Origin of the sequence: Paraburkholderia kirstenboschensis, from assembly GCF_032806925.1 — a bacterium.
GTDB lineage: Bacteria > Pseudomonadota > Gammaproteobacteria > Burkholderiales > Burkholderiaceae > Paraburkholderia > Paraburkholderia kirstenboschensis.
Genome location: NZ_CP136511.1, coordinates 368,726 through 390,361, shown reverse-complemented (window position 1 = coordinate 390,361; position 21,636 = coordinate 368,726). Strand labels below are relative to the sequence as shown.

The 21,636-nt window shown below is 60.1% G+C and carries 19 protein-coding genes and 9 pseudogenes; 14 read left to right on the top strand and 14 right to left on the bottom strand.

The window, feature by feature from the left end; genetic code table 11:
• The first annotated feature begins 24 nt into the window (after positions 1 to 24).
• Complete coding sequence (locus tag RW095_RS01960) at positions 25 to 210, top strand: tautomerase family protein (RefSeq protein ID WP_317016120.1); 186 nt, start codon at positions 25 to 27, stop codon at positions 208 to 210.
• Between the two features lie 91 nt (positions 211 to 301).
• On the opposite strand, the gene RW095_RS01955 is transcribed toward RW095_RS01960, so the two are convergent.
• The 7 genes and pseudogenes from RW095_RS01955 to RW095_RS01925 form a co-directional block, all read right to left on the bottom strand.
• A complete protein-coding gene (locus RW095_RS01955) occupies positions 302 to 1,237 on the bottom strand; it encodes an SMP-30/gluconolactonase/LRE family protein (protein ID WP_317016119.1) in 936 nt (311 codons plus the stop codon).
• A gap of 16 nt (positions 1,238 to 1,253) precedes the next feature.
• On the bottom strand, positions 1,254 to 2,108 hold the full coding sequence (locus RW095_RS01950) for an SDR family NAD(P)-dependent oxidoreductase (RefSeq protein WP_317016118.1): 855 nt from the start codon (positions 2,106 to 2,108) through the stop codon (positions 1,254 to 1,256).
• A gap of 176 nt (positions 2,109 to 2,284) precedes the next feature.
• Positions 2,285 to 3,192, bottom strand: a pseudogene (locus RW095_RS01945) (LysR substrate-binding domain-containing protein).
• 59 nt (positions 3,193 to 3,251) lie between these two features.
• A pseudogene (locus RW095_RS01940) lies at positions 3,252 to 3,416 on the bottom strand (tyrosine-type recombinase/integrase); the annotation flags it as partial.
• 588 nt (positions 3,417 to 4,004) lie between these two features.
• Positions 4,005 to 4,277: a hypothetical protein gene (locus RW095_RS01935; protein WP_317016116.1), complete on the bottom strand. Its 273-nt coding sequence runs from the start codon at positions 4,275 to 4,277 to the stop codon at positions 4,005 to 4,007.
• A 360-nt stretch (positions 4,278 to 4,637) separates the two neighbouring features.
• Complete coding sequence (locus RW095_RS01930; protein ID WP_317016115.1) at positions 4,638 to 5,021, bottom strand: hypothetical protein; 384 nt, start codon at positions 5,019 to 5,021, stop codon at positions 4,638 to 4,640.
• Positions 5,022 to 5,677: 656 nt separating this feature from the next.
• Entirely contained in the window at positions 5,678 to 7,117 is a 1,440-nt protein-coding gene (locus tag RW095_RS01925; RefSeq protein ID WP_317016114.1) for an aldehyde dehydrogenase family protein, read from the bottom strand.
• A 274-nt stretch (positions 7,118 to 7,391) separates the two neighbouring features.
• Here RW095_RS01925 and RW095_RS01920 point away from each other — a divergent pair, with 274 nt between their 5' ends.
• Complete coding sequence (locus RW095_RS01920) at positions 7,392 to 8,093, top strand: sterol desaturase family protein (protein WP_317016112.1); 702 nt, start codon at positions 7,392 to 7,394, stop codon at positions 8,091 to 8,093.
• A 153-nt stretch (positions 8,094 to 8,246) separates the two neighbouring features.
• Here the strand turns inward: RW095_RS01920 and RW095_RS01915 are convergent.
• A pseudogene (locus RW095_RS01915) lies at positions 8,247 to 8,980 on the bottom strand (IS6 family transposase).
• A gap of 271 nt (positions 8,981 to 9,251) precedes the next feature.
• Complete coding sequence (locus RW095_RS01910) at positions 9,252 to 9,599, bottom strand: hypothetical protein (protein ID WP_317016111.1); 348 nt, start codon at positions 9,597 to 9,599, stop codon at positions 9,252 to 9,254.
• Between the two features lie 30 nt (positions 9,600 to 9,629).
• Between RW095_RS01910 and RW095_RS01905 the strand changes: the two genes are divergently transcribed.
• The 7 genes and pseudogenes from RW095_RS01905 to RW095_RS01870 all read left to right on the top strand — a co-directional run bounded on the left by RW095_RS01905 (position 9,630) and on the right by RW095_RS01870 (position 15,902).
• The gene (locus RW095_RS01905) at positions 9,630 to 9,767 is read left to right on the top strand and encodes a hypothetical protein (protein WP_317016109.1); all 138 of its coding nucleotides are present in this window, start codon (positions 9,630 to 9,632) and stop codon (positions 9,765 to 9,767) included.
• A gap of 88 nt (positions 9,768 to 9,855) precedes the next feature.
• Positions 9,856 to 11,139: pseudogene (locus tag RW095_RS01900) on the top strand (TRAP transporter large permease); the annotation flags it as partial.
• Between the two features lie 32 nt (positions 11,140 to 11,171).
• On the top strand, positions 11,172 to 12,068 hold the full coding sequence (locus tag RW095_RS01895; protein WP_317016108.1) for a MurR/RpiR family transcriptional regulator: 897 nt from the start codon (positions 11,172 to 11,174) through the stop codon (positions 12,066 to 12,068).
• Positions 12,069 to 12,126: 58 nt separating this feature from the next.
• Positions 12,127 to 12,683: pseudogene (locus RW095_RS41155) on the top strand (IS6 family transposase); the annotation flags it as partial.
• A 766-nt stretch (positions 12,684 to 13,449) separates the two neighbouring features.
• On the top strand, positions 13,450 to 13,647 hold the full coding sequence (locus RW095_RS01880; protein ID WP_317016106.1) for a hypothetical protein: 198 nt from the start codon (positions 13,450 to 13,452) through the stop codon (positions 13,645 to 13,647).
• A 53-nt stretch (positions 13,648 to 13,700) separates the two neighbouring features.
• Entirely contained in the window at positions 13,701 to 14,483 is a 783-nt protein-coding gene (locus RW095_RS01875) for a class I SAM-dependent methyltransferase (RefSeq protein ID WP_317016104.1), read from the top strand.
• A gap of 447 nt (positions 14,484 to 14,930) precedes the next feature.
• Complete coding sequence (locus tag RW095_RS01870; protein WP_317016103.1) at positions 14,931 to 15,902, top strand: glycosyltransferase family 2 protein; 972 nt, start codon at positions 14,931 to 14,933, stop codon at positions 15,900 to 15,902.
• A 323-nt stretch (positions 15,903 to 16,225) separates the two neighbouring features.
• On the opposite strand, the pseudogene RW095_RS41660 reads toward RW095_RS01870, so the two are convergent.
• A pseudogene (locus RW095_RS41660) lies at positions 16,226 to 16,375 on the bottom strand (IS6 family transposase); the annotation flags it as partial.
• Positions 16,376 to 16,713: 338 nt separating this feature from the next.
• Here RW095_RS41660 and RW095_RS41150 point away from each other — a divergent pair.
• Positions 16,714 to 16,830 (top strand): annotated as a pseudogene (locus tag RW095_RS41150) (response regulator); the annotation flags it as partial.
• Positions 16,831 to 17,331: 501 nt separating this feature from the next.
• Here RW095_RS41150 and RW095_RS01860 read toward each other — a convergent pair.
• Both RW095_RS01860 and RW095_RS01855 read right to left on the bottom strand, forming a co-directional pair.
• A complete protein-coding gene (locus tag RW095_RS01860) occupies positions 17,332 to 17,706 on the bottom strand; it encodes a hypothetical protein (protein ID WP_317016101.1) in 375 nt (124 codons plus the stop codon).
• Between the two features lie 95 nt (positions 17,707 to 17,801).
• Positions 17,802 to 18,185 (bottom strand): hypothetical protein, encoded by a 384-nt coding sequence (locus tag RW095_RS01855; protein WP_317016099.1) that lies wholly within the window; start codon positions 18,183 to 18,185, stop codon positions 17,802 to 17,804.
• Positions 18,186 to 18,428: 243 nt separating this feature from the next.
• On the opposite strand from RW095_RS01855, the gene RW095_RS01850 reads away from it, so the two are divergent.
• The 3 genes and pseudogenes from RW095_RS01850 to RW095_RS01840 form a co-directional block, all read left to right on the top strand.
• Positions 18,429 to 18,881, top strand: coding sequence for an Hsp20/alpha crystallin family protein (locus RW095_RS01850; protein WP_317016098.1), 453 nt, complete (start codon positions 18,429 to 18,431; stop codon positions 18,879 to 18,881).
• 24 nt (positions 18,882 to 18,905) lie between these two features.
• On the top strand, positions 18,906 to 19,313 hold the full coding sequence (locus RW095_RS01845; protein WP_317016097.1) for an Hsp20/alpha crystallin family protein: 408 nt from the start codon (positions 18,906 to 18,908) through the stop codon (positions 19,311 to 19,313).
• Between the two features lie 62 nt (positions 19,314 to 19,375).
• Positions 19,376 to 19,669: pseudogene (locus RW095_RS01840) on the top strand (Hsp20/alpha crystallin family protein); the annotation flags it as partial.
• 468 nt (positions 19,670 to 20,137) lie between these two features.
• On the opposite strand, the pseudogene RW095_RS01835 reads toward RW095_RS01840, so the two are convergent.
• Positions 20,138 to 20,328: pseudogene (locus tag RW095_RS01835) on the bottom strand (efflux RND transporter permease subunit); the annotation flags it as partial.
• A gap of 318 nt (positions 20,329 to 20,646) precedes the next feature.
• Here RW095_RS01835 and RW095_RS01830 point away from each other — a divergent pair.
• A complete protein-coding gene (locus RW095_RS01830; RefSeq protein WP_317016095.1) occupies positions 20,647 to 20,961 on the top strand; it encodes a DUF4148 domain-containing protein in 315 nt (104 codons plus the stop codon).
• 170 nt (positions 20,962 to 21,131) lie between these two features.
• Here the strand turns inward: RW095_RS01830 and RW095_RS01825 are convergent, their stop codons facing one another.
• On the bottom strand, positions 21,132 to 21,254 hold the full coding sequence (locus RW095_RS01825) for a hypothetical protein (RefSeq protein WP_317016093.1): 123 nt from the start codon (positions 21,252 to 21,254) through the stop codon (positions 21,132 to 21,134).
• Between the last annotated feature and the right edge of the window lie 382 nt (positions 21,255 to 21,636).

Below are 21,636 nucleotides of genomic sequence, written 5' to 3'. Positions count from 1 at the left end.
CTTGCCAATCCACTGGAGTACGTCATGCCGGAAGTCGTTGTTTACGCAGTAGCAGGGCGCTCACCCGAGCAAAAGAAAGCGATGATGAAGGGTATTACCAAAGCTGTGGTTGACAGCCTCGGCGTCCTCGCTGAACAGGTTGTCGTGCAGATCGTCGAGTCTCCAGCAGACTCTAAATCAAAAGGCGGCATTCCGTTCAGCGAGCGCTAGCCCACGGCCTGAACCCGCACGAATCCGCATCATGACCGCCCGGTGCGCGGTGGCACCGCCGACCGGGCGCGGAAGTAATCCGCCGGCGCGTTCAGGTTGCGACCGCCGCAGTCGCATCGACGTATAGGGCGTACAGTGACTGCCCGGCCGCCATGAACAACCGGTTGTGCGCCGCGCCGCCGAAGCAGACGTTCGCGCAGCGCTCGGGCAGGGCGATGCGGCCAATCGCGCTGCCGTCCGGTGCAAATACCATCACACCGTTCAGCCCCGGGCCAGTGCCCCAACCGGCCCACAGGTTACCGTCCGTGTCGCAACGAAAACCGTCTGGCGCGCCGTTCTCGCCCGCATCGACGAATACGCGTCCGTGCACGAGGCGCCGACCGTCCTCGACATCGTACACACGGATGCGCCTCGGCTTCGAGCCCGATTCGACGATGTAGAGGCGGCGTTCGTCGGGCGAGAAGCAGATGCCGTTCGGATTGACGATGTCGCCGGCGACCACCTCCGCCCGGCCGGTGGCCGGGTCGAGACGGTAGACGTTGGTCGGCAGCTCGGGCTCAGCCTTGACACCCTCATAGTTGTTAGAAATGCCGAACGGCGGATCGGTAAACCAGATGCTGTCGTCGCTCTTCACGACCACGTCGTTCGGCGAGTTCAGCCGCTTGCCGTCGAAGCGGTCGAGCAACACGGTCAGCGTGCCGTTGTACTCGGTGCGCGTCACGCGCCGGTTGCCGTGCTCGCAGGTGATGAGCCGCCCCTGGCGGTCCCGTGTATTGCCATTCGCGTACCCCGAGGGCTTGCGAAATACCGACGTCGCGCCGGATTCCTCGTCCCACCGCATGATGCGGTTGTTCGGAATGTCGCTCCACAGCAGGAAGCGGCCGTCGCCGAACCACACCGGTCCTTCGCCGAAGCGCATGCCAGTCGCAAGCCGCTCGACCGCCGCGCTCGTGATCCGGTATTTCAGGAAGCGCGGATCGAGCACTTCCACTGCGGGATCGGGATAGGTTTCGCTTTGCTGCCACATAGTGCTGGCCCTTGAGTCAGCGGGGCTGCTTGATGAACGCTTCGAATGCCGTGGCGTAGTCAGGATGCCAGCGCGACAACGCGGGCCGGTTCTCGACGATATCGCCCGCCGCCCATAGAATGCGCACTTCGTCGAGCGAACGCGGCACGTCGTTGTCGGGACACAGTATGTAGAAGTCGCCGGCGTCGAGACGCTCGAACATGAAATCGACGGTCTGCTCGGGCGTCCATGCGGCGGCGGGCTTTTCCACGCGGCCGTTGCGCGTCAGTTCCGTGAACACGAAGCCAGGAATCAGCAGATGAGCGCTGATCCGGCCGTCGGCGGTATTGCGCAGTTCGTGCTGCAGCGCTTCGGTGAACGCTTTCAGACCGGCCTTCGCAACGTTGTATGCGGGGTCGCCCGGCGGCGTCGTGATGCCTTGCTTTGAACCGGTATTGATCACGAGCCCCGGACGGCCGCGCTTGATCATGTCCGGCACGAAGACCTGCGTGCCGTGGATCACGCCCCACAGGTTGACACCCAGCACGCGCTCCCAGTTCGCGGTTGGACCGAACATGCCGCTGCCGGGCTGAATGCCGGCATTATTCATCAATACATCTGTTCCGCCGAAGCGTTCGACGACGGTTGCGTGCAGGCGGCGAACCTCGTCGGCGACACTGACGTCGGTCTCAACCGCGAAGACGTCTTGCGTGCCGTTTGCCCTCAGCGCGGCGACTTCCTCCACCGCCCGCGCAACGCGGTCGGCGCCGAGGTCGGCAATGCAGATGTGCAGCCCAAGCTGCGCAAAGCGTTTGGCAGCAGCCAGGCCGATGCCGGCGCCGCCGCCGGTGATCACGGCGACAGCGCCGGGGGTCAGGGCAGAATGAGTCATCAGAATCCTCGTTAATACGTGCCGGAATCGCGACGCCAACCAGCGACTGCGATGCCGATCCGTTGGAACAGTGAGTCGGCGATCCTAGCATGAACTTTTTTGCGTGACCGACAGCGCTCCCGTTGATGAGTGGTCCGAAGCATGGCGCGATATCGCCGCGCGGAGCCAGTCAAGCGTCAGTTCGCCATCTCGGGCAATTTGAGCAAGTCCAGGAAAGCACGGGCGACGGGTATGAGCGGTTCGCCCGCGCTTCCCCTAAAAACCGCCGCGAGTTCCCAGCAGGGCTCATCGGCTTCGCGCAGGCTCGCCGTTGCGACCGGCGCCCCGCGCGCGTTGCTCCCTCTTGCGGCGGCCACCGATTCAGGCACCATGCTGATCGCAAGCCCGTGTGCGGCCAGTTCAAGCAACATCGGCATGTCGTTGACCTCGAAGCTGGTCTGCCGTTGCAGTCCTGCCGCCGCAAAACTCCGATCGACGAGCCGCCGCACGCTCCACTCCGGGCGCAGGTCGGCGAATGTTTCGTCGACGAGATCGGCCAGCTCCAGCCCGCTGGCGCCCGCAAGTCGATGACGCGGCGCGCAGACGACGACCATTCCTTCGCATGCGAACATGTGCAATCCGAGATCGCCGAGCGACGTATCCGGTGGCTGCGTGAACGCAAGATCGAGGCGCCCTTCCCTCACCTCGTCAATCACGCGCGCGAGCCGTCCAGTGTCAATTCGATGTCGATCCCACCGAACGCGGCCCGAAACTGTCCTAAAGAAGCGGGCAGGTCGACGAAGGGCGCGAGACCGTGAATCGCACCGATACTCAGCCGGCCGCGTGCGAGCCCGTGAACCTGCGTCACGGCATGCCGCGCGTCGCGAGCGGCAGCCAGTACCCGCTGCGCCTCTGCAAGCAGCACTTCGCCAGCAGGCGTCAAGGCGACTCGCCTCGTGCTGCGATTGAACAATGGCCCGCCCAGGTCTTCTTCCAGCGAAAGCCGGAGCGCAGCCTCCGACAGGCCGACGCCTTCGGTTATCGCAAGCTTCACGGCCTCTTCACGGAATTCCTTCGTGTAGACAGCCTTCGGGATTCGATTCATGTATGCCTCCATTCCTTAATTTTACGGAATGTTGGCTTCCACTTTTTGCGGCCGACCTCATGGGTGACATCGCGAACACGCAGACTGACAAGATCACAGCCACGTAGTTTGCTGTCGATTGCGAGGTTGAACAAGGCAAGATTGCGGACAGCGCGAGCGTTCTGGAGGTGAATCCGGATGGCCCAAACGTCTTTGGGTCTGAGCGGCGGCTTCTGGCAGACCAGCTAGCCATTGTTCCATGCTTCACGGGGTTGTTCGGTCTTCATGGCAGACTCCCACAAGAAAGATGGGAGTTCCATTGTGAAACGACGCTCTCGCCACTGCACTGTTCACAATCTTGCCGATTGTTGCCGCCAGCGTATCCTCCACCATCGTGACTCAACGGCTGGTTCACATCGAACTTTCCTAAATGAGTAACGGAGGCGTTTCGGCCAATGCCGACATTCGGGCGTGCGGAGTTCTACGTCAGCAATATGGCGGCGGATTGCCGACGATGGCGGCATTGAGAAGTGGGATGGCAGCTTCCTGCTTGGGCGAACTTACACTCTCGACCCAACGCGCACATAGAAACTATGCACACGAGCCATCAAATTCACGGCATCGGCCCGGATCCTGTAGGGACTCAGGTCGGGATGCCGATTTTCTGCGAGACACAAACGCCGCAGAAGACGCAAGTGCGTGTAGATTAGGATCCTGCTGCGACCCGCCACTGTGTCTTCGAAGTGGTCGCCATCGGAGTCAGTCCTGAAGTTTGCACGGGAGCCGGCGTGAACACGAAGCACAGCAAGAAAGGTCATCTCGAAGCCGCGGCGTCACACCACGAGCAGGCCGCGCGACATCACCGCGAGGCGTCGCGGCATTTTGAGGACGATCGAGACTTCGCCCACGCCGCGCATCAGGCGATGATGGCCCATGGTCACACGTTGCATGCGATCGATCACGCACACGCCGCTGGCGCGCACAGCACCAATACGCCGTCGATACCGCCTCCTTCGACCGGCTCTGTCATAGATGCGGCGGACGTGGCGAAACATCATGCCGCGGCCGTGGAGCTTCACACGCAGGCGGCGCAGCATATGCGCCATGCCGTCAAGCTCTTCGATCAGGATCGTAGCGCGGTCTCTCACGACGCACAACTAGCGCTCTCCCTTGCGCTGCGCGCGTTATCCCACGGCAACGAAGCGGCCAGACTATTTGTCAAGCTCGCTCCCAGTGGCACTTCGTGAATTAAGATGGGTTTATCACATCTCGTTTAATGGAGTATTCGGGGTGGTACGGTATCCGCTAACATCGCTTATTGAGCGCACCGAAAGCTGAAACGCTTTCTGCCCGGCACGCACCTGCACAACGTACGGAACCGGGTTATCGCGGGCTATCCGGCTGTAGGACTGCCGTCAAGATCTGTGCATTGATAGGTGTGGCGCGATCCGGAGTACCACTCGCGACTAGGCGTTTCGCTTCAGCACGTCTGTTGCGATCGACTTCGCATGCGCTATGGCCTCTTGCGCGTTGAGAAATACACCGAGCTGCTCCCAGCGCTCTTCGACAGCGTACGTTCCTTTCATACCGAGTGCCCTCTGAACACGCAATTGAGCTGCGTACCTGCCGTCCTCCAATGGTCGAGCAGTCGCTATTACCTTGTGCGGAAGGCCGGATCTTTCTGGCTGAATCAACTCGACAGGACCGCCAGGTACGCCGATATCTTTCAACTCGTTCCTGGCTTCGCAGTCCGGGCAGTAGAAGCACCACCCCTCGTCCTCGTGATTGGATCTGACCTGCCCGCGAGCCAGCACAGCACGACATTCAACGTTTTCGCAGATGAACGGCATCACCAGTTTCCGGAGTTGTTCAAAAGAAATCCTAGCATGTCCGCCGACGGCCAACCATCGGCATTGTTGCCGTGCGTGAGGCTAAGGAAAACCCTCAGGCGCGAGCCGGCCAGGTCGCGTAACGCGCCGCAGAGTCGCCGTTATCAGGTATAAACCGCCGTCGATCGCCATAGTAGGTGGCCTGGGTCGAGCCAACAAATCCAGCAGCCTCGGTCGTGGACTCGCGAGAATGCTGGATGCGATCAACCTATTCGCCAAGGAACGGGATGACATGCCGCCACGATCGCAGCCTCTCGGCGGCGCAGTACCGGACGTGCGAGAAGACGCGGGTCCTTCAGGATAGACGACGTCAGAGTCAATCAGCTGTGCATCATGCGAGCGCGAGCAGAGCATGAACTACCGCGGCGGCGCCCGTCACTGACGCTTTTGCCGCCATGTGCGGTGACAAGATTCCTTCGCATGCGCTAACTACTTGCAGCTTCGAGACATCTTCTCGTTCGACGGAGGGAGCGCCTCCGATTGACACATTTCCTGGCGAAGCTGTGACACATTTCCTGCGGTCTACGGCGATTGATCGAACTCCCCCCGACTTGCAGGCGGAATACCCAGTCATTTATTCGCTGCAAGGCGGGAAGGACTAGTTCGATAGCAGAAAATTATCCGAGCCGCGTCACACCATCGGTTATGCCTGCCGGCAGGCAAACATGCTTGATCTCGGTGAAGTCCGTGAGCGCGTCGTAACCGTGAAGCCGTCCCAGACCGCTTTGCCGATAACCGCCGGTCTCGGCTTCAGCAAAGAGCTTGTTGTGGTCATTGATCCAGACGGTGCCGTTGCGCAAGGCGCGCGCAACGCGCCACGCGCGTGCGCCGTCGTGTGTCCACACGCTTGCCGACAACCCGAACGTCGTGTCGTTAGCCTTAGCGAGCGCTTCCGATTCGGTTTCGAACGTTTCAAGCGTCACGAAGGGACCGAAGATCTCTTCCTGGCAGAAGAACGCTTTCGGGTCGCCGTGCTCGACGAGCGTGGGTGAGAGGAACGCGTTGCCTGAACGTTCGCCGCGCAGCAGTACGCGATCTGCTGCATCGCATGCCTTCGCAATGGTCGCATCAATGGCATCGCGCGAGGCACGATCGATCAATGCACCGATGTCTGTGCCCGCATCGATGCCACGCCCGACGGTTAGCGAAGCAAGTGCGTGGGTCAAGTGCTCTCGCATTTCCGCCGCGCGTGAGGCATGCACGAGCACGCGTCGAGCGGCAGTGCATTGCTGTCCCGAGATAATCGCCGCGGCTCTAGCGAGGCGCGGAGCGACCGCCGCTATGTCGCTGTCCTCGAACACGACGCAGCATGACTTGCCGCCGAGTTCGAGCGACAGCTTCTTCATGCTGTCGGCAGCGGCGCTCATGATCTTCTTGCCGGTCGCGGTCGAGCCGGTGAAGCTGATTACATCGACATCATGCGATTGCACCAAACGTTCGCTTGCCGAATAGCCGGTTTCATTGACGAGATTGACGGCGCCTGCCGGCAGCGCAGTCTGTTCGAAGCAGCGCATCATTGCGGCCGTGAGGAGCGTGGTTTGTGCAGCCGGCTTGACGACTGCCGTGCAGCCCGCGGCGAGCGCAGGCGCGAGCGAGCGCACGAGCAGAACCGCGGGTGCATTCCACGGCACGATGATCGCGGCGACTCCCGCCGCTTCGCGCAACATCGTCGAGAAAGTTCCGGGTTCCGGTTCCAACACATGGCCGGCGATGTGTCGCGCGAGCCCGGCGTAATAGCGGGTCTCAGAGATCGCGCCTGAAATCTCTGCGCGCGCTTGCGCGATCGCCTTGCCGTTCTCGCGCGTGAGAAGCGCGGCAAGCGACTCGCGTTCGGCGTCGAGCGCGGCGGCCCATGCAAGCAGGACGTCCTGACGCAGGCGCGCCCCCTGCGCCCAGGTCGTGCGGTCGAAAACATGCCTCGCAGCGGCTATGGCGTCGTCGGCTTCCCTCGCACCACCGTCGGCGAACCGGCCGATCGCCTCTCCGCTCGCGGGGTCGATGCTGTCGGCGGAAGGCCTGCCGACCCATGCGCCGGCGATCCAGTGAAGTGCGTTCATTGGGATGTTTCCTTGGGCGAGAGAGGAGCACTTAGGGGGACGGGCTGATTCGGTCACCCAATCCGCGGCGCGTGACATGCAGTGCGTCGCGATGGCTCAAGTGTCATCGTGCTAACTAAACGCTGTCAGCCGGGATAACACGGATATCAGCGTCGATGATCCAAGGCATCAAAAAACAGTATTAGATGTTATAGGGCGATCTCGCTATGTTTCGGTTCACACACTAGGCTGCGCCCGAGGTCGGATCAGCAGCCACACTTGGAAGGAGACATGGATGAAATACGACGAAGACGTTCGCACGCGCTCATACCGGTTTCGCGACGAATACGTCGCGGCTACACCGGCGTGGTACAGGGGCGAGATACACCTGGGCTTCACGCTGTTGTTCACGGGCGGCGTGATTGCGTACTGTATCGCGCAATTGCATGCGCCGACGTTTTCTGAATGGCTCGCCGTCGTTCCGCTTTTCCTGTTCGGCAACTGGGCCGAGTGGGCTGCACATCGTTACGTACTGCATCGGCCCACCAAATATTTCAGCATGATCTACAAGCGGCACTGTGCCGTTCATCATCGGTTCTTCACGCACGTCACGCTCGAGTACAAGGGGCAGAGGCACTGGCGCGCGCTGCTCTTTCCGCCGTTCGCACCTGTGGCGTTCGTGCTTGCCGCCGTGCCGTTTGCGCTTCTAATCGGCTATGTGTTCTCGCGCAATGCTGGCTACATCGCGCTGCTTACCATGGCTTCGTATTATCTAATGTACGAAGGCCTGCACACACTTTCGCATGTCACCGATAGCCCCTTGCTCGACCGTATGCCGTTCGTCAACACCGTGCGCCGGCTTCACGTGACGCATCACGACCCGGAGCTGATGGCGACGCAAAACTTCAATCTCACGTTTCCCATCTGCGACATGTTGTTCGGAACGCGCAGCGACGTTGCGGACACCGCACGCGAGCCGCTCCAACGCAGTCGCTAGCGCTAATAGCTACCGTCAGTGCTTGCTGAGTTCCATGATGGTATTTCTCTCGAGTGTTCGCTTTGTTTCAACTATGGTATCGAGCGGATCTCCTCGGATGGCTTTGTCAACTTGCCGAGAGTGAGGCGGCACGGGGGCAGATACGACTACTGGTCAGAAAGCAGTCGACGGATTCTGGGTGAACTCGGTGAAACGATGCCACGCGTCAAACCGTTGAGCGAGCTGTTTGCGGTAGAGAGACGCGCGCAGCAGATGCCGCTTGAGCGCGAAATGTTGCCGGATCGGTCCGAAGCACGAGAGAAATTTCTGCGTGCGTTTCGGGTCGCGAAAGCCGCGCATGCGCCGCTCGCGCTCGCGTGTCGGTTGGTGGCTGTTCTCCGCGCGGTTGTTCAGCCGAACTGCCGCTTTGACGAACACGTGCTTCACGTTCGCAAGTTCCGGGATCTCGGCTTTTGCCGCCGGATAGCTGCGCAGCTGATCGGTGACGATCTTGCGCGGCACCGGGCTCGAACGCAGCACACGCTTGAAGAAGCGTTTGGCAGCGGCTTTGTCACGCCGCTTTTGCAGCAGGATGTCGAGTTCGGCGCCATGCTCGTCGACCGCACGCCACAGCAGATACGGTTCGCCACGCAGCGTGACGAACATCTCGTCAAGGTGCCACGTGTTACCCGGCTTGCGTCGCGCCGCTTTCACCCGGTGAGCGAAGCCCTTGCCAAACTTATCGCACCAACATCGGATTGTCTCGTATGTCACGTCACACCGCGCTCGAAGAGCAGTTCCTCGATGTCACGCAAGCTCAACTGGAAGCGGAAATACCATCGAACAGCGCAGCTGATGACACCAGCCGGGAAACGGTGACCGTGATAGAGCGATTTCGATTTCTTCATCGTGCCATCTTATCCGACGGGTCACGTAACCTGACAACGCCTTCGAAGCGAATCGGACCGAGTGCGAAGCTATTGCGCGATTTTCTGCTCGAGAATGGGCGCCGCGATGGTGCGCAAGTTGCGCGATGAACGCGGCCGGCCTCGTATCGCGGTTCACGACATCATCTGCGGGCTCATTGATGCATTCGAGAATCGAGCGCTGCCGGAGCGGATGGCGCGAAAATCGCCACGCTCGCCTCCCGTCTACTTTTTCTATGACCTCCGCCAACAGTCAACTGCAGGCGTGGTGAAGTTGCGTAGCGTGGCGCCGCATGATCGTTTCCGCCTCGCCGCTCTCGGCGAACTTTTGCAACACGTAAGCGCGGGTGATGCGCAGCAGACGGTATCGTGCGATGGTGTCGCTTACATCGGCGCAAAGCAACGACTTTTCAACCAGTTGGCCCACGCCGCCGATAACGTCGTTCGCCGTGATTTCACTGTCTTTCGCCAGATCGACTGCGACTTCTAGCGTGAACGGACCGGAGAGCACGGAAAGACGCTGCAGGATCGTGCTTTCGACTTGTGTCAGGAGCCAGTAGCTCCAGTCTAGCGCCGCGCCCAGCGTGCGATGGCGTTCCAACACAGTGCGCCGGCTTTGACTCAGGAGTCGATGCCCGTCGTTAAGAAGCTCCGCCAACCCTCGGAGACCGAAAGATTCGAACCGGGCGGCAACCAGTTCGATCGCCAGAGCAATGCCGTCGAGGTCTCGACATATGTCGGCAACGATGGGCGCATCCTCATCGCGTAGATCGAATCCTCGATGCGCCTCTGACGCGCGGTCAACGAACAGCTGGACCGCCGGAAATTTCAATGCCTCCGCGACCGTGAGCGACGCGCTCTTGGGGCTCGGCAACTACAACCTGGTGATTTTCTTCATCGGCATCGTTACGCTGACGGTGCTGGCGGGGGTTCCGATCGCCTTCGCGTTTGGTCTCGCGACCTTCAGCTATCTCGCGCTGACGACATCCGTGCCGCTTACTGTGGTCGTCAGCCGGATGGACGAGGGCATGTCCCACGTCATGTTGCTGGCCGTGCCGCTCTTCGTGTTTGTCGGTCAGTTGATGGAAATGACCGGCATCGCACGCGCAATGGTGGCATTCCTCGCCAACCTGCTTGGGCACGTACGCGGCGGCCTGTCATACGTACTAATCGGCGCGATGTATCTGCTGTCCGGCATTTCCGGTTCGAAGGCCGCGGACATGGCCGCGGTCGCACCGGTGCTGTTTCCTGAAATGCAGAAGCGCGGCTCCGACCCTGGCGATCTGACCGCGTTGCTCGCGGCAACGGGGGCACAGACGGAGACCGTGCCGCCGGGTATCGTGCTGATTACTATCGGCTCGGTAACGGGCGTCTCGATTACCGCGCTCTTCACCGGCGGCTTGCTGCCGGCCGTGACCTTGGGGCTCGCGCTGTGCGTCATGGTATGGTTTCGCAGCCGCAGAGAGCAGGTTCAAGCGGCGCGCCCAGCGTGGAGCGTGATTGGCCGGAGCCTCGTGATAGCGCTGCCCGCACTGCTACTGCCAGTTGTCATTCGCACGGCAGTCGTGGAGGGCGTGGCGACGGCAACAGAAGTATCTACAATCGGCGTGGTGTATGCGGTGGCCGTCGGGCTGGTGATTTACCGTCGGTTCGAATGGCGCAGACTTAAAGCAATGCTCGTAGACACGGCCGCGCTGTCAGGTTCGATTCTGTTTATCATCGGCACGGCGACAGGCATGGCATGGGCGCTGACGCAGTCAGGCTTCTCGCAGGACCTTGCCGACGTGATGTCGCATCTTCCTGGCGGCGCCGCGACTTTCATGGTCGTATCGGTCGCCGCGTTCATCGTGCTGGGCAGCGTACTGGAAGGCATCCCCGCTATAGTCCTGTTCGGTCCACTGCTGTTTCCCGTTGCGCGGACGCTCGGCATCAACGAGGTACAGTATGCGATGGTGGTAGTGCTGGCGATGGGTGTCGGTCTGTTTGCCCCGCCTTTCGGAGTGGGATACTACATGGCATGCGCAATCGGCCGCGTGGACCCTTCGCTCGCCATGCGCCGGATCTGGGGCTACCTCGCGGCACTGATTGTGGGGCTGGCATTGGTCGCCGCCGTGCCTTCCGTGTCAACGGCGTTTCTTTGAATCCGGCTTCACTACCGGTATAAATTCGATCCATGAACACTGTCAACGGAACCATCGCGCTCATACGCGGGCGCCTGCCGGAACTGAACCCGGCGCTGCGGCGGATCGGCCTGCATATCGTGCGCGCGCCTGCGCAGGCGAAGTCGATGACGATCCGCGAAATGGCCGAGAAGTGCGAAGTGTCGGAAGCGACGGTGACGCGCTTCGTGAAAGAGTTCAGCTTCGACAGTTTCCAGCAGATGAAGATATCGCTGGCCGAGGAATTGTCACGCCGCCGGCAGGAACTTCCCGCAAGCGAGACGCGTGAAATTTACGACCATATCAAGCCCGACGATTCGCTGGATATCGTCATGCGCAACGTGCACGGCGCGCTACGCGAAACACTCGACCAGACCATGGCGAAGTTGCAGCCGGAGGTCGTCGCGCGCGTCGTGGAAGCTTTGAGTGCGTGCGAATACGTGGTCTTCTTTGCGACCGGCACTTCCGCGCTTGCTGCGGAAAATGGCGTGCTGCGATTCTTGCGAGTGGGCAAGAAGTGTATTTTCTACCGGGATCAGAGCATCCAGCAGTTCGCGTCCGTGAATCTCGACGACAAATGCGTCGTGTTCGGAATCAGTAACTCGGGACGCACGAAAACCACGGTGCGCGCGCCTCAGGTCGCGCGCGAACGAGGAGCGCTTACTGTCTGCATTACGTCCTTTCCGTCGTCACCGATAACACGCTACGCGGACATCTCGCTCATTACAGCCGAGCAGGCCGATGCGATCGAGCGCACTGAAGCGCCCGAGTCCACGACCGCCAAGATCGGCCAGATCGCGGTGCTCGACGTGCTCTACTCCGCTTACGCGGTCCTCATCATCGCGACGCGCTGCATGTGCTTGCGGAGACGGATCGCTTTGTCGAGGAAGGCAAGGTGTGAAGGGCTCTGATGCAAATAGCGTGTGCGAATCCGCTAAGGGGCCGGACTGAACAAATTGAGAGCCGACGATGAGCAAACCGAAGAGCCTGGACGAACTGTTCGCGGGCCGTCACTTTGACCGTGAAGTGATCATTCTGTGTGTTCGCTGGTTTTTGCGCTACAAGTTTAGCCTGCGCGATATGGTCCAAATGATGACGGAACGAGGTCTCTCGCTGGCGCACGCGACGATCCTGCGCTGAGTGCGGCGTTATGCGCAGGAGTTCGTTGAACGTGGAACCGCTTCGGCAGGCCCACTGGCCGCTCGTGGCGCGTCGACGAGACTTACCTCAAACTGCGCGGCAAGTGGGTCTATATTCATCGGACGGTGGATCGGGCAGGCCAGACGGTAGACTTCATGCTCAGCGTCAGACACGACGAGAAGGCGAAGGTCCGATCCTTGAAGATCTCAATAATCAGGTCGAGCAGGACCACCTGCAGTATCAAGTCCCGGACGAAAGTCATGCCCGGTTTCAAACGTTTCGGGAACGCAGCGATCACTTTCTCAGGTATCGAATTGGTACATCGTATTCGCAAAGGCCAATTGAGCCTCGCGAAGGTCGACCTCAAAGATACCGCTGCCCCCGCAGACCGTCTATTTGCAGCAGAGCCCTTATGGCACCCGCAAGAGGCCTTGCCTGATAAAAACATGACCATACCCGTAAGGAATTGCTCGGTGACTGGTGGATAATCCACCGCTCGAGCCAGCACAACCAACTGCGCCGCCGTTCATGCGAGCGTGCAACACCGCACGTCTCCTATGCGTGACCCGCCGCGGTTTCCGCGCGGCAGGTGAGTCATTCGAACTCAACCTCCGGGGGCGGGTTCAAGCCGCCTTGGCAGCGGCCTCCTTAACGAGCTGGCGTTGCGCCTGCTGATCGCCCTTTCCAGCTTCTTGGGCGGTTTGTACTGACGTTTTCCCTGGCTTCCGCCATCAATGCTCGTGGGGCGCTGCTCACGTATCGGCCTCGGCATGTGACACCCGAGAGGTATCACTTGAGAAGTATATTTTCTGGATCTTTAATAGTTTTTAAGTATTTCTTAAGAATCATGCAAAACGCTATTTGGAGAGGTATTGAATCGGCAAAGCACAGTAAGCGGTGCGTCAGGGCCATAGTTGTCCGCGATGTGCGGCGCGTGGCTTCGTTCAAGCTCCCGACGTACTGGGACCTGCCGGTCGCGACCGGCATAGGAACCCCGAACAACGGCGCGGGCAATCCGTGCTTCCGCGCCCATGCGACCGGCGTAGACAGCGGCGGCAGCGTCGCTAACCCCGGGCGCTCGACTGGTCAAAAAGCACGGGCGCGCTCAGCGCTCGCCACGACATGAACCGCAGATACGTTACAGGCGCACACATGAGCAACGCGGCATGGAGGCCCGCCGCGTTCAATAGCCAGTTACGCAATCACCCATATAAGCTGGTCAATTCTCTGAGCTATCTGGGAAACGTCGCGCGTGACCTCACCGGCAACTACGCGCTCGACAAGAATATCGATGCGAGCGCGCCGGGCAACCCGGCCTTCGCTCCAATTCGCCCCCACGCCGGCAAGTGACTCTCCGCCATTTGTCCGCCGCAGTACGCCCTATCAAGGAGCGTCATCGATGCATGTACAGTCCACCCGTTAGCATGGTTTCTGCAACCATTGATAGGTGCCTGCCCGTGACATCAATTCGGACACTCGGCATCCGCGTTGCTGATGTTGATTTCTGGAAGGAGGTAGCTTTGTTCAATGCTAACGCGATTGTAAGCACTGCGAGACGACTTAAAAGGATTCTGGAATGGCCTATTCATAAGCTCTTGCCGGTTGCAGTCAAGGCTATGATTATGCCGCCTAACAACGCCTCGATCTCGAATAAGACATGGAATGACGAGTACGATTCCGGAGCTTGGGATTTTCTTTCCACTACGAAGGAAGTCGGCCGGTACAGCGTGATCGTGGGATATTGCCTGCACTTCAAACCGGCGGCCCGCGTTCTGGACGTTGGGTGCGGCACAGGGATCCTCGCACGCTGGCTTTCGGGTGCCGCAATATCCAGTTATCTCGGTATCGACCTGTCGGAAGCCGCCATCGAGAAGGCACGCCAGTCGAACATCCAGGGAGCGGCGTTCGCTGTAGCGGATGTCACCGCGTTCAAGACTTCACAACCGTTCGACGTCATCGTCTTTAACGAAGTACTCTATTACCTCAGGAATCCAGAAGAATATCTCAGTCGATTCGCACGTTGTCTTGCGCCCGGTGGAATACTTGTCGTCAGCATGTGGCATCACGCCGATGGCGTACGCACATGGAAACGGTTGAGGGCCGGGTTTGAGGAACTTGATCGTATCCGTATTGTGCACGTCCCGTCTGGGCTGAGATGGGATGTGGCCGTGCTGAGACCACGATGAATGTATCAACCGGCCCACGCGTAATGCATAGAACTCGTCCAGTCAATCGAGCTTCCGTGGTTACGGAGCGATGCAGACAAATGGTTCAAAAATCCGAGAGCGAGGGTCAAGGCGAGCGAGGTTGCATGAATATCGAGACCTCGGTCCAATCAGATATGAGCTTACCGAACCGGCCACGCGACTGCGGGCGCGTTCGATAATCGGACGAATAACGGCCAGGGTTTCCACTGTTTTCGATTGCGCGCGTGACAACATGGGCCTCATTTCCCATTCTTTCGCCGCCCCTCAACGCGGCAGGAACTCGTCGACCTTGTCGGCGTCAATCCAACCTTCTTACGAAAGTCGCGGTAGCCGGCCGTCCTTCTGCGATCGCGGGTATGGCAGCATCCCGGGTATGGCAGCGGTCGACACATTCGAGTGTGAACTACTAGCCAAGGGACCCGAGCTATGCCAGCCTTTTCAATCATCATGCCGGCCTACAATGTGCAGGACTACATCAAGGAAGCGCTGCAAAGCATTGCCGGACAGTCGTTTACCGACTTCGAGGCGATTATCATAGACGACGGATCGACAGATGCCACAGGCGAGATCGCGAAAAAGCTGTGTGCAAGCGACCCCCGTTTCAGATATATCCGCCAGCAAAACCGCGGCCCGTCCGCTGCGCGCAACTTAGGCACATCGGTCGCGTTTGGCTCTTATCTTTATTACATGGATAGCGATGACATCATCGATAAGGATACCTTGAGGGTCTGCTATCGGGAATTCAAGAACCAGGACGTTGACGTGGTCGTCTTCGAGGCTGTGGTCTTTCCGCCCGACTCACCGGTGTACAGGCTCGAAGAACACTACTACCAGCGGCCGCTGGGAGACTCACCCATATGGTCGGGAGATTTTGTCGTCGAATCGCTGCGACAAGGGCGATATTGCGTGTCGCCATGCTGCCTTATCGCACGACGGTCCGCTATAGGCGACCTGCGCTTCACGGATGGCATGGTATATGAAGACAATTGTTTTTTTGTGTCGTTGATGCTGAACCAGAGGCTTAAAGTCGCAGTGCTAAACCAAAGACTATACAAAAGACGGTTACGGGCGGATTCAACGATGGTTGCAGCAAAAACACTCCACCATTACAACAGCATGTATCGAATACTTCGAGAAATGTCAGGGTTGTCGTTTGGTGCACTCGAGCCACCTGAACGAGCGGTGATAAGAGAAGAAATCATCGGCAATGCGCTTGGAGATCTGCACTTTGTCAGCGCGCTCGTCGGTCCCGACATGAGGCTGCGTAAAATGAACATTGCTGCCACGTGGCATGTGGCGACGCACGTCTCGGCGCGGTTCTTCACGCCCAAACGTCTTCTGCTTGCGCTGGTGCCAGAACTGTATAGATCCAAGGCCGAAGGCCGACCCCACCGCTAAAGACCACCTCATGCGTACCGAAAATCTATGCGCGTAACTTTCCTTGACCTGCCGCAGCGATACGTGAGTCGACGCTGGCAGGCATGGGTCACGACGGCATCTCCGGAGAAACCGAATGTGCTGGCAGAGTACGACGATGAAGGACCCAAACCCTGCTGCGCCTGTCTGGGCGTGATGCGCACGGGCAAGGACTATGGCCGCCTGCACCAGCGGTGCGAATGAATATCATCCGGTGCCGCATTTCCGGTGCGTCGACTGTCGTCGTTGGTTTGTCATGTTGACGGCTGTAGACCACCTTTTTAGCGAAAGCGTAGTTATCCTTATCAGATGGCTTTCTCAGATGCGGCAGAGACAGTCCAACCCTGCCATGTGACGAAGCGTTCCTGGAGTACGGCACGATGACATGCCGCGTTCGTCCGATGTCTGGGCAGCGCAAACTGCTGCCGGATGGGGCCAAAGCATGAGAGAAATCGACAGATGCACATGCAGCGTGAGCGTCATCGACGGGGATGGCGGTGTGGACGCAGGCGGTACGAAACGACAGGCACGAACGCGGGTGGCGGTGCCGCGGCAACGGCGAGCTGGTGAGAACTCGGAGGAGAGGTCGTCGCCGTTATCCCGCGTCGTCGGCGAGACGCCTTTCTCGCGCTCCATCAGGTATTTCGTGATCCACTTGCGCAGCAGGTTGACATTGATCCCGTACTCTTGCGCCATGCGGGTCACCGCGTCCAGCATTCCGGGGGCAGTTCAAAAATCGGTGGACACCTAGGCTCCTCGCTCAGAGTGCTGTTGGGTAGACGTCGATAATGGACCGCTTACGCTTGAACTTGCGTGTTCGCGGCTTCCGGACGTGATCGTGACTGACACGGACATGCCCCGCATGGATGGCATTACCCTGTGCAAACAGTTGAACCGCTACTCGGCATAGGCTCAGGTCCCGGTCATCATGACTTCGGGTAGAGCCTGGCCTCGCGGGCTTCCAGCTGTCTGGACCATGTATTTCCGCAAACCGGTCAATCCTGCCCGCGCTTGAAGTAGCGATCAGGTCGCTGGTCACACGGCGGTATTCCCGCGGTCCCGGACCCGGCTCGCTTCCCAATTGGCCAGCGTCGCGCTGGGCACCGGTACAAACGAAAGCCTGGACCTGAGAAGATCGGGCAAGGCGCGCTTCGTCGCCCCTGGCTCGACGCCGGCAAGAAAATGAAAGTGTTTCCAGTAGTGTTCGGGTAATTGATTTCACGTGCGTGGCCTATTATGTAGTTCTCTCAGATTCCGCGCGGCCTCGAAAACGACCGAACTTTAAGCCGGCGCACGCGCCGGTTTTTTTGCCTCAACGACGCCAAGCTGCCATGAAATCTGTCGCGAGCGCGGCAGCATCTTCAGTGCGCGACCGGCGCTCGTTACCAGGTCCGCCGTGCCGGCCCTGCCGTCAGTAAATCGGAAACACGAAGTCCGGCGTCGGCGCAAACCGGGTACCGGAATCAGGACAGATGACCTGCCCCCTGACGGCGACCCGTTGCCCCAGATAAGGCAGCAGAAGCAAAGGGCCGGGTTCGCCCGCCTTCCCGAGCACGATGTCGGTCACGACCTTGTCGTTACAGGGCGACGTGGACGGCCGGTCCAACTGGAGCGCCGTATAGTCGCCCGGCGCGTCCTGTCCGTTGCCCCGCTGGATCGTGCCAGTGATCCAGATCTCCTGCTGCGACGGCAACGTTTTCAGAGGCGGCTCTGCGGCTACCGCGGCGGCCGGAAGTGCGCTGCCGGCCAGGACAGCCGACGCGAGCAGTGCCTGGCGTTTTTTCATGACGTGGCTCCCATCTGGCTTGATGGTTTCATCCAGGTCGTGGCCGGCGCATTACTTCAGGACTGCGGATGCGGCCCAGCGCGATCGCCCGACGGTCACTGGATCGGCGGCACAACGCCCAGTTTCTCGGCGAGCATGCGCTCATACACGCCGAAGTGCAGGTCGACCTCCTCCTGACTGACCGTCGTCACGGTGACGTTCACCTGCTCCGGCGGGAGGCCGAGCACCACCGCGATCGCCGCTTCCAGTTGCGGCGCACAAACGCGGTCTTCGGTAAGCGTCGTTCCCACGGCAATATCGTAGGTCTGCTCGTGCTGGAAGACGATCTCGACCAGTCGCGCGCGGGCACTCATGTTGTTGTCGATCGCAAGTTGCACGACCTCCGCCACGCTGCGCATCAACTCTGTGGGAAAGCCCCGGGTCGAGCGCAGCCGGACGCGGTGTCTGCCAAGCGTGAGCCAGTCCGAATCGAATTCCATGGTGTCCTCCGCTTGCCGTTGCAATGCACCGCGATAATAGGATTTGCCAGGCGATTCTCAAGACCGGAATTTCACCACCACCCCTTGAAATTTTCGCCAGAGGTCCTATCTTGGATTTCGCTCAGGCAGATGCGCCGGTCACGTCCGGTGCGCTGCGTGTTTCGATTTGTTTGCCAGCGGCCTGGCAGGCGAACTGGAGCGCGTAGGCCCGTTCGCCTCCTCGCTGCATCGAAGGAGGATACGATGAGTGATCTCTTTTCCGGAACCGACCTGTTCAGTGAGTTTGACCGTCTGCAGCGGCAGATGGACAGCCTGTTCGGCGGTTTCCCGTCCAGTATCCGTTCGGGCCGCTTCGGCGCCTTTCCGCAGGTCAACATCGGTACGACCGACGACTCGGTCGAGATCGTCGCGTTCGCGCCCGGTCTCAAACTGGCCGACCTCGACGTGTCGATCGACAAGGGCCTGCTGACCATCAGCGGCGAGCGCAAGTCCGCTCAGGCCGGGAGCGATGACGAAACCCGCGACGATACCCGCACCTATGCGCAGGAGCGGTTCACCGGCAGCTTCCGGCGCGTGATCGAGCTGCCGCAGAATGCGGACCCTGACAAGGTGCAGGCGCGCTACACCAACGGTTGCCTGTCAATCAGCGTGGGCAAGCGTGAAGCGTCGAAGCCGCGCGCCATTACCGTCCAGTAACGCCAGTCATTCAAGGAGCAAGCCATGAACGACAAGACCCAGGTTGCTGAACGCGACCAGAATGCGGTAGCACAACGCGAGGGTGAGCAGCCGGCACGGCGGATGACGCTCACACCGGCCGTCGATGTGTTCGAGGACAGCCAGGGCATTACGCTGTGGGCGGACCTGCCTGGCGTTACGAAGGACAAGCTCGACGTGAAGGTGCACGACGGCAATCTTTATATCGAGGCCGAAGCGGTTGTGCCGACGCCCGCCGGTCTCCGGCTGCAGCACGCCGAGATCCGCGAACCGCAATTCGCGCGCGCGTTCTCGCTGAGCCCGGACTTCGACACATCGAAGATCGACGCGAACCTGCAGGACGGCGTGCTGAAGCTGACGATCCCGCGCCGCGACGAAGCGCGTCCGCGCCGGATCGACGTGCAGACGAACTGAGCCAGGCAGAGACGCGGCACAACAGGAGAAAAAACCGGTGGCGGCCGGGGGTCGCCACCGACCTGACAAAGTGGAAGCCTTTCAAATTTCTTCGCGGGTAGCGGCGCAAGTCCGGCACGGACAGCCCGCAGAGTCAGCCAGCCAGCGAACAGTCGCGTGCCATGTGGCCTGACATTCCGCGACTTCTCTCACGCGATCCGTGGCGTGCGATGGAGGATTTCTTTCACGATCCGTTTGCAGCGCGCGGCGCGCTGGAATGATGGTTTGGCGACTTCAGCTCACCGCGTTTCCAACCGCGCATCGACGTGGTCGACGAAGGCAAGATACTGCGCGTGAGCGTCGACCTACCCGGCATGGGTAGCCGCGCTCCTCAATCTCCCGTTTGAGCACCGTCGCCGGAATTCAGTCCGGCTTCGCTGCTTCGACCCGGCCCTGCAGATAGGCCTTGTTTCTGACTGCCATCATTTTCTCGTGGACAATCGTGAACACCGCACTCAGAAATAGTCGGCGTTGGCTTGCGAGACATACGGGCCTCAGTGACCGAAGTCGATCGAGTGGGTCCCCGCCGTTGCTGCATCACCGATTGACTGATGTATAACCACTGCTCGACGCGATAGCAAGACGAGGTTGACCGAACGGGAAAAGAACCCGACGATTCTGTTGGCGAGTCATTACCGCATGTAGCGTATCGCTGCGTACCTGTTCGCCGGTTTTCAAATAGGGTTCTCTGTGCGGCTCATATCGTGGCCCGCCCGACACGCTCGGACATCAAGGCCGTTGGAAAGACGCAATCTGTTTCTGGTATCGCCTGAACGTCGAGAACGGGTGATGCGGCTGGCCATGTCCTCAGCGGAAAAGCCGTTATACGTCCACACGATGCTGACGACCGGAATGTTGATATTCGGAAAGATGTCCGTCGGCGTGCGCATGATCGCAATCGGCCCGAGATGAACAGCAGGACGACGAGAACGACGAAGGTATAGGGCCGTCGCAGGGCCAGTCCGACGATCCACATGACGATTCCTTGATGAAAGGCTGCCCTCGCCCCCCGGGGCGCCAAGGCATGGTGTCTTTACGTGGTGCAGAGTTTGACTGGCGGCCATTTACCCGTGACTGACCGGCCAACTACAAGTCTCTTATCCGGCGCGCCAGCCCCTGGTGGCGGCAGGCGCGTCCGGCGGCCGGAAAAGATAACGATCTTGTAACGAGCGGGTCAGCATCGGGACAGGCGCCGCTGTCGAGAATGAAAGCAACTCTTCATCGACGCGGATGGAGAGGCTCGAGGCCTCGTTCATGGTGAATGCGGCCGCTACGCTCCCGAAGGGGAACCATCATGAAAGCTCTGATCAAGGCCGTACTGATTGCCTGCGCGCTGAGCGCGCCTGCATTCGCATTTGCCCAAGCCGCCAATGCGCCGGTGACCCGCGCCCAGGTGCAAGCCGACCTCGTGCGGGTCGAACAAGCTGGTTATCGTCCAGCAGCGGTCGATCCTTACTATCCCGCCGACATTCAGGCGGCCGAGGCGAAGATCGCGGCGCAACCCGAAACGCCCGAGGCGGCCTCGGTCGGCGGCGTGACGACGGGCGCTTCGCAGGCCGGCGCGCCGCTCGCGGCGAACGACGCGCAGTCGATCTATGCTCATCATTGAACGTGCGTCTTGCTGCCGGCCGCGCGCCGCAATCCGGCTCTGCGCAAGAAGGACGCGTCGCGCTGCTCGGCCACTTAGCCTGCGCTCCTGAAGCGCGGCACGCTGTCCCGCGCGGCGTGCTTTCACTGATGGACATGTACGCGCCTGGCGGCGGTCGCCCGAGGAAAGGCCTACGGTCTGGAGTTGACCCAGATAAGTCCCCAGACCGTCGCATAGCTTATCGCTTGCTCGTCGTCGTAGAAGAAGTCCAGCGCATCAAAGGTCTGAGGCGGACGCTCCGGTTCTTCAATCACGAGGTCTGCTGAGTGCAGGCGATCGCGGGTCGGTCGGGTACTTGCACGGAGACAATATTCTCGATGCGAGGTGACTCTGGTAGTTGCCGGGTTCGGCCCAGTTTGTATGGTCGTTTTTCGATCGGGATCGTCGCTGTCTCCCACTGAGACCGATTGTCCTGGAAGCGCATTAATTTTCGATGACAAAGCTTGCTACCCAGCGCTGCGGCCAGCCGAGCTATGCCCACACGCCGCAGCGAATCGAAAAAGGATGAGAACGGGTTGGCATTCTCGCTTTTAACGCGAACCTCCATGGACAGACGCGGTCAGTGTTGCACGGGGCGCAGAGCCGGTTCGACACACAGTCGAGTTTTACGGGGCAGCCGTATGCGCACATGCGGGA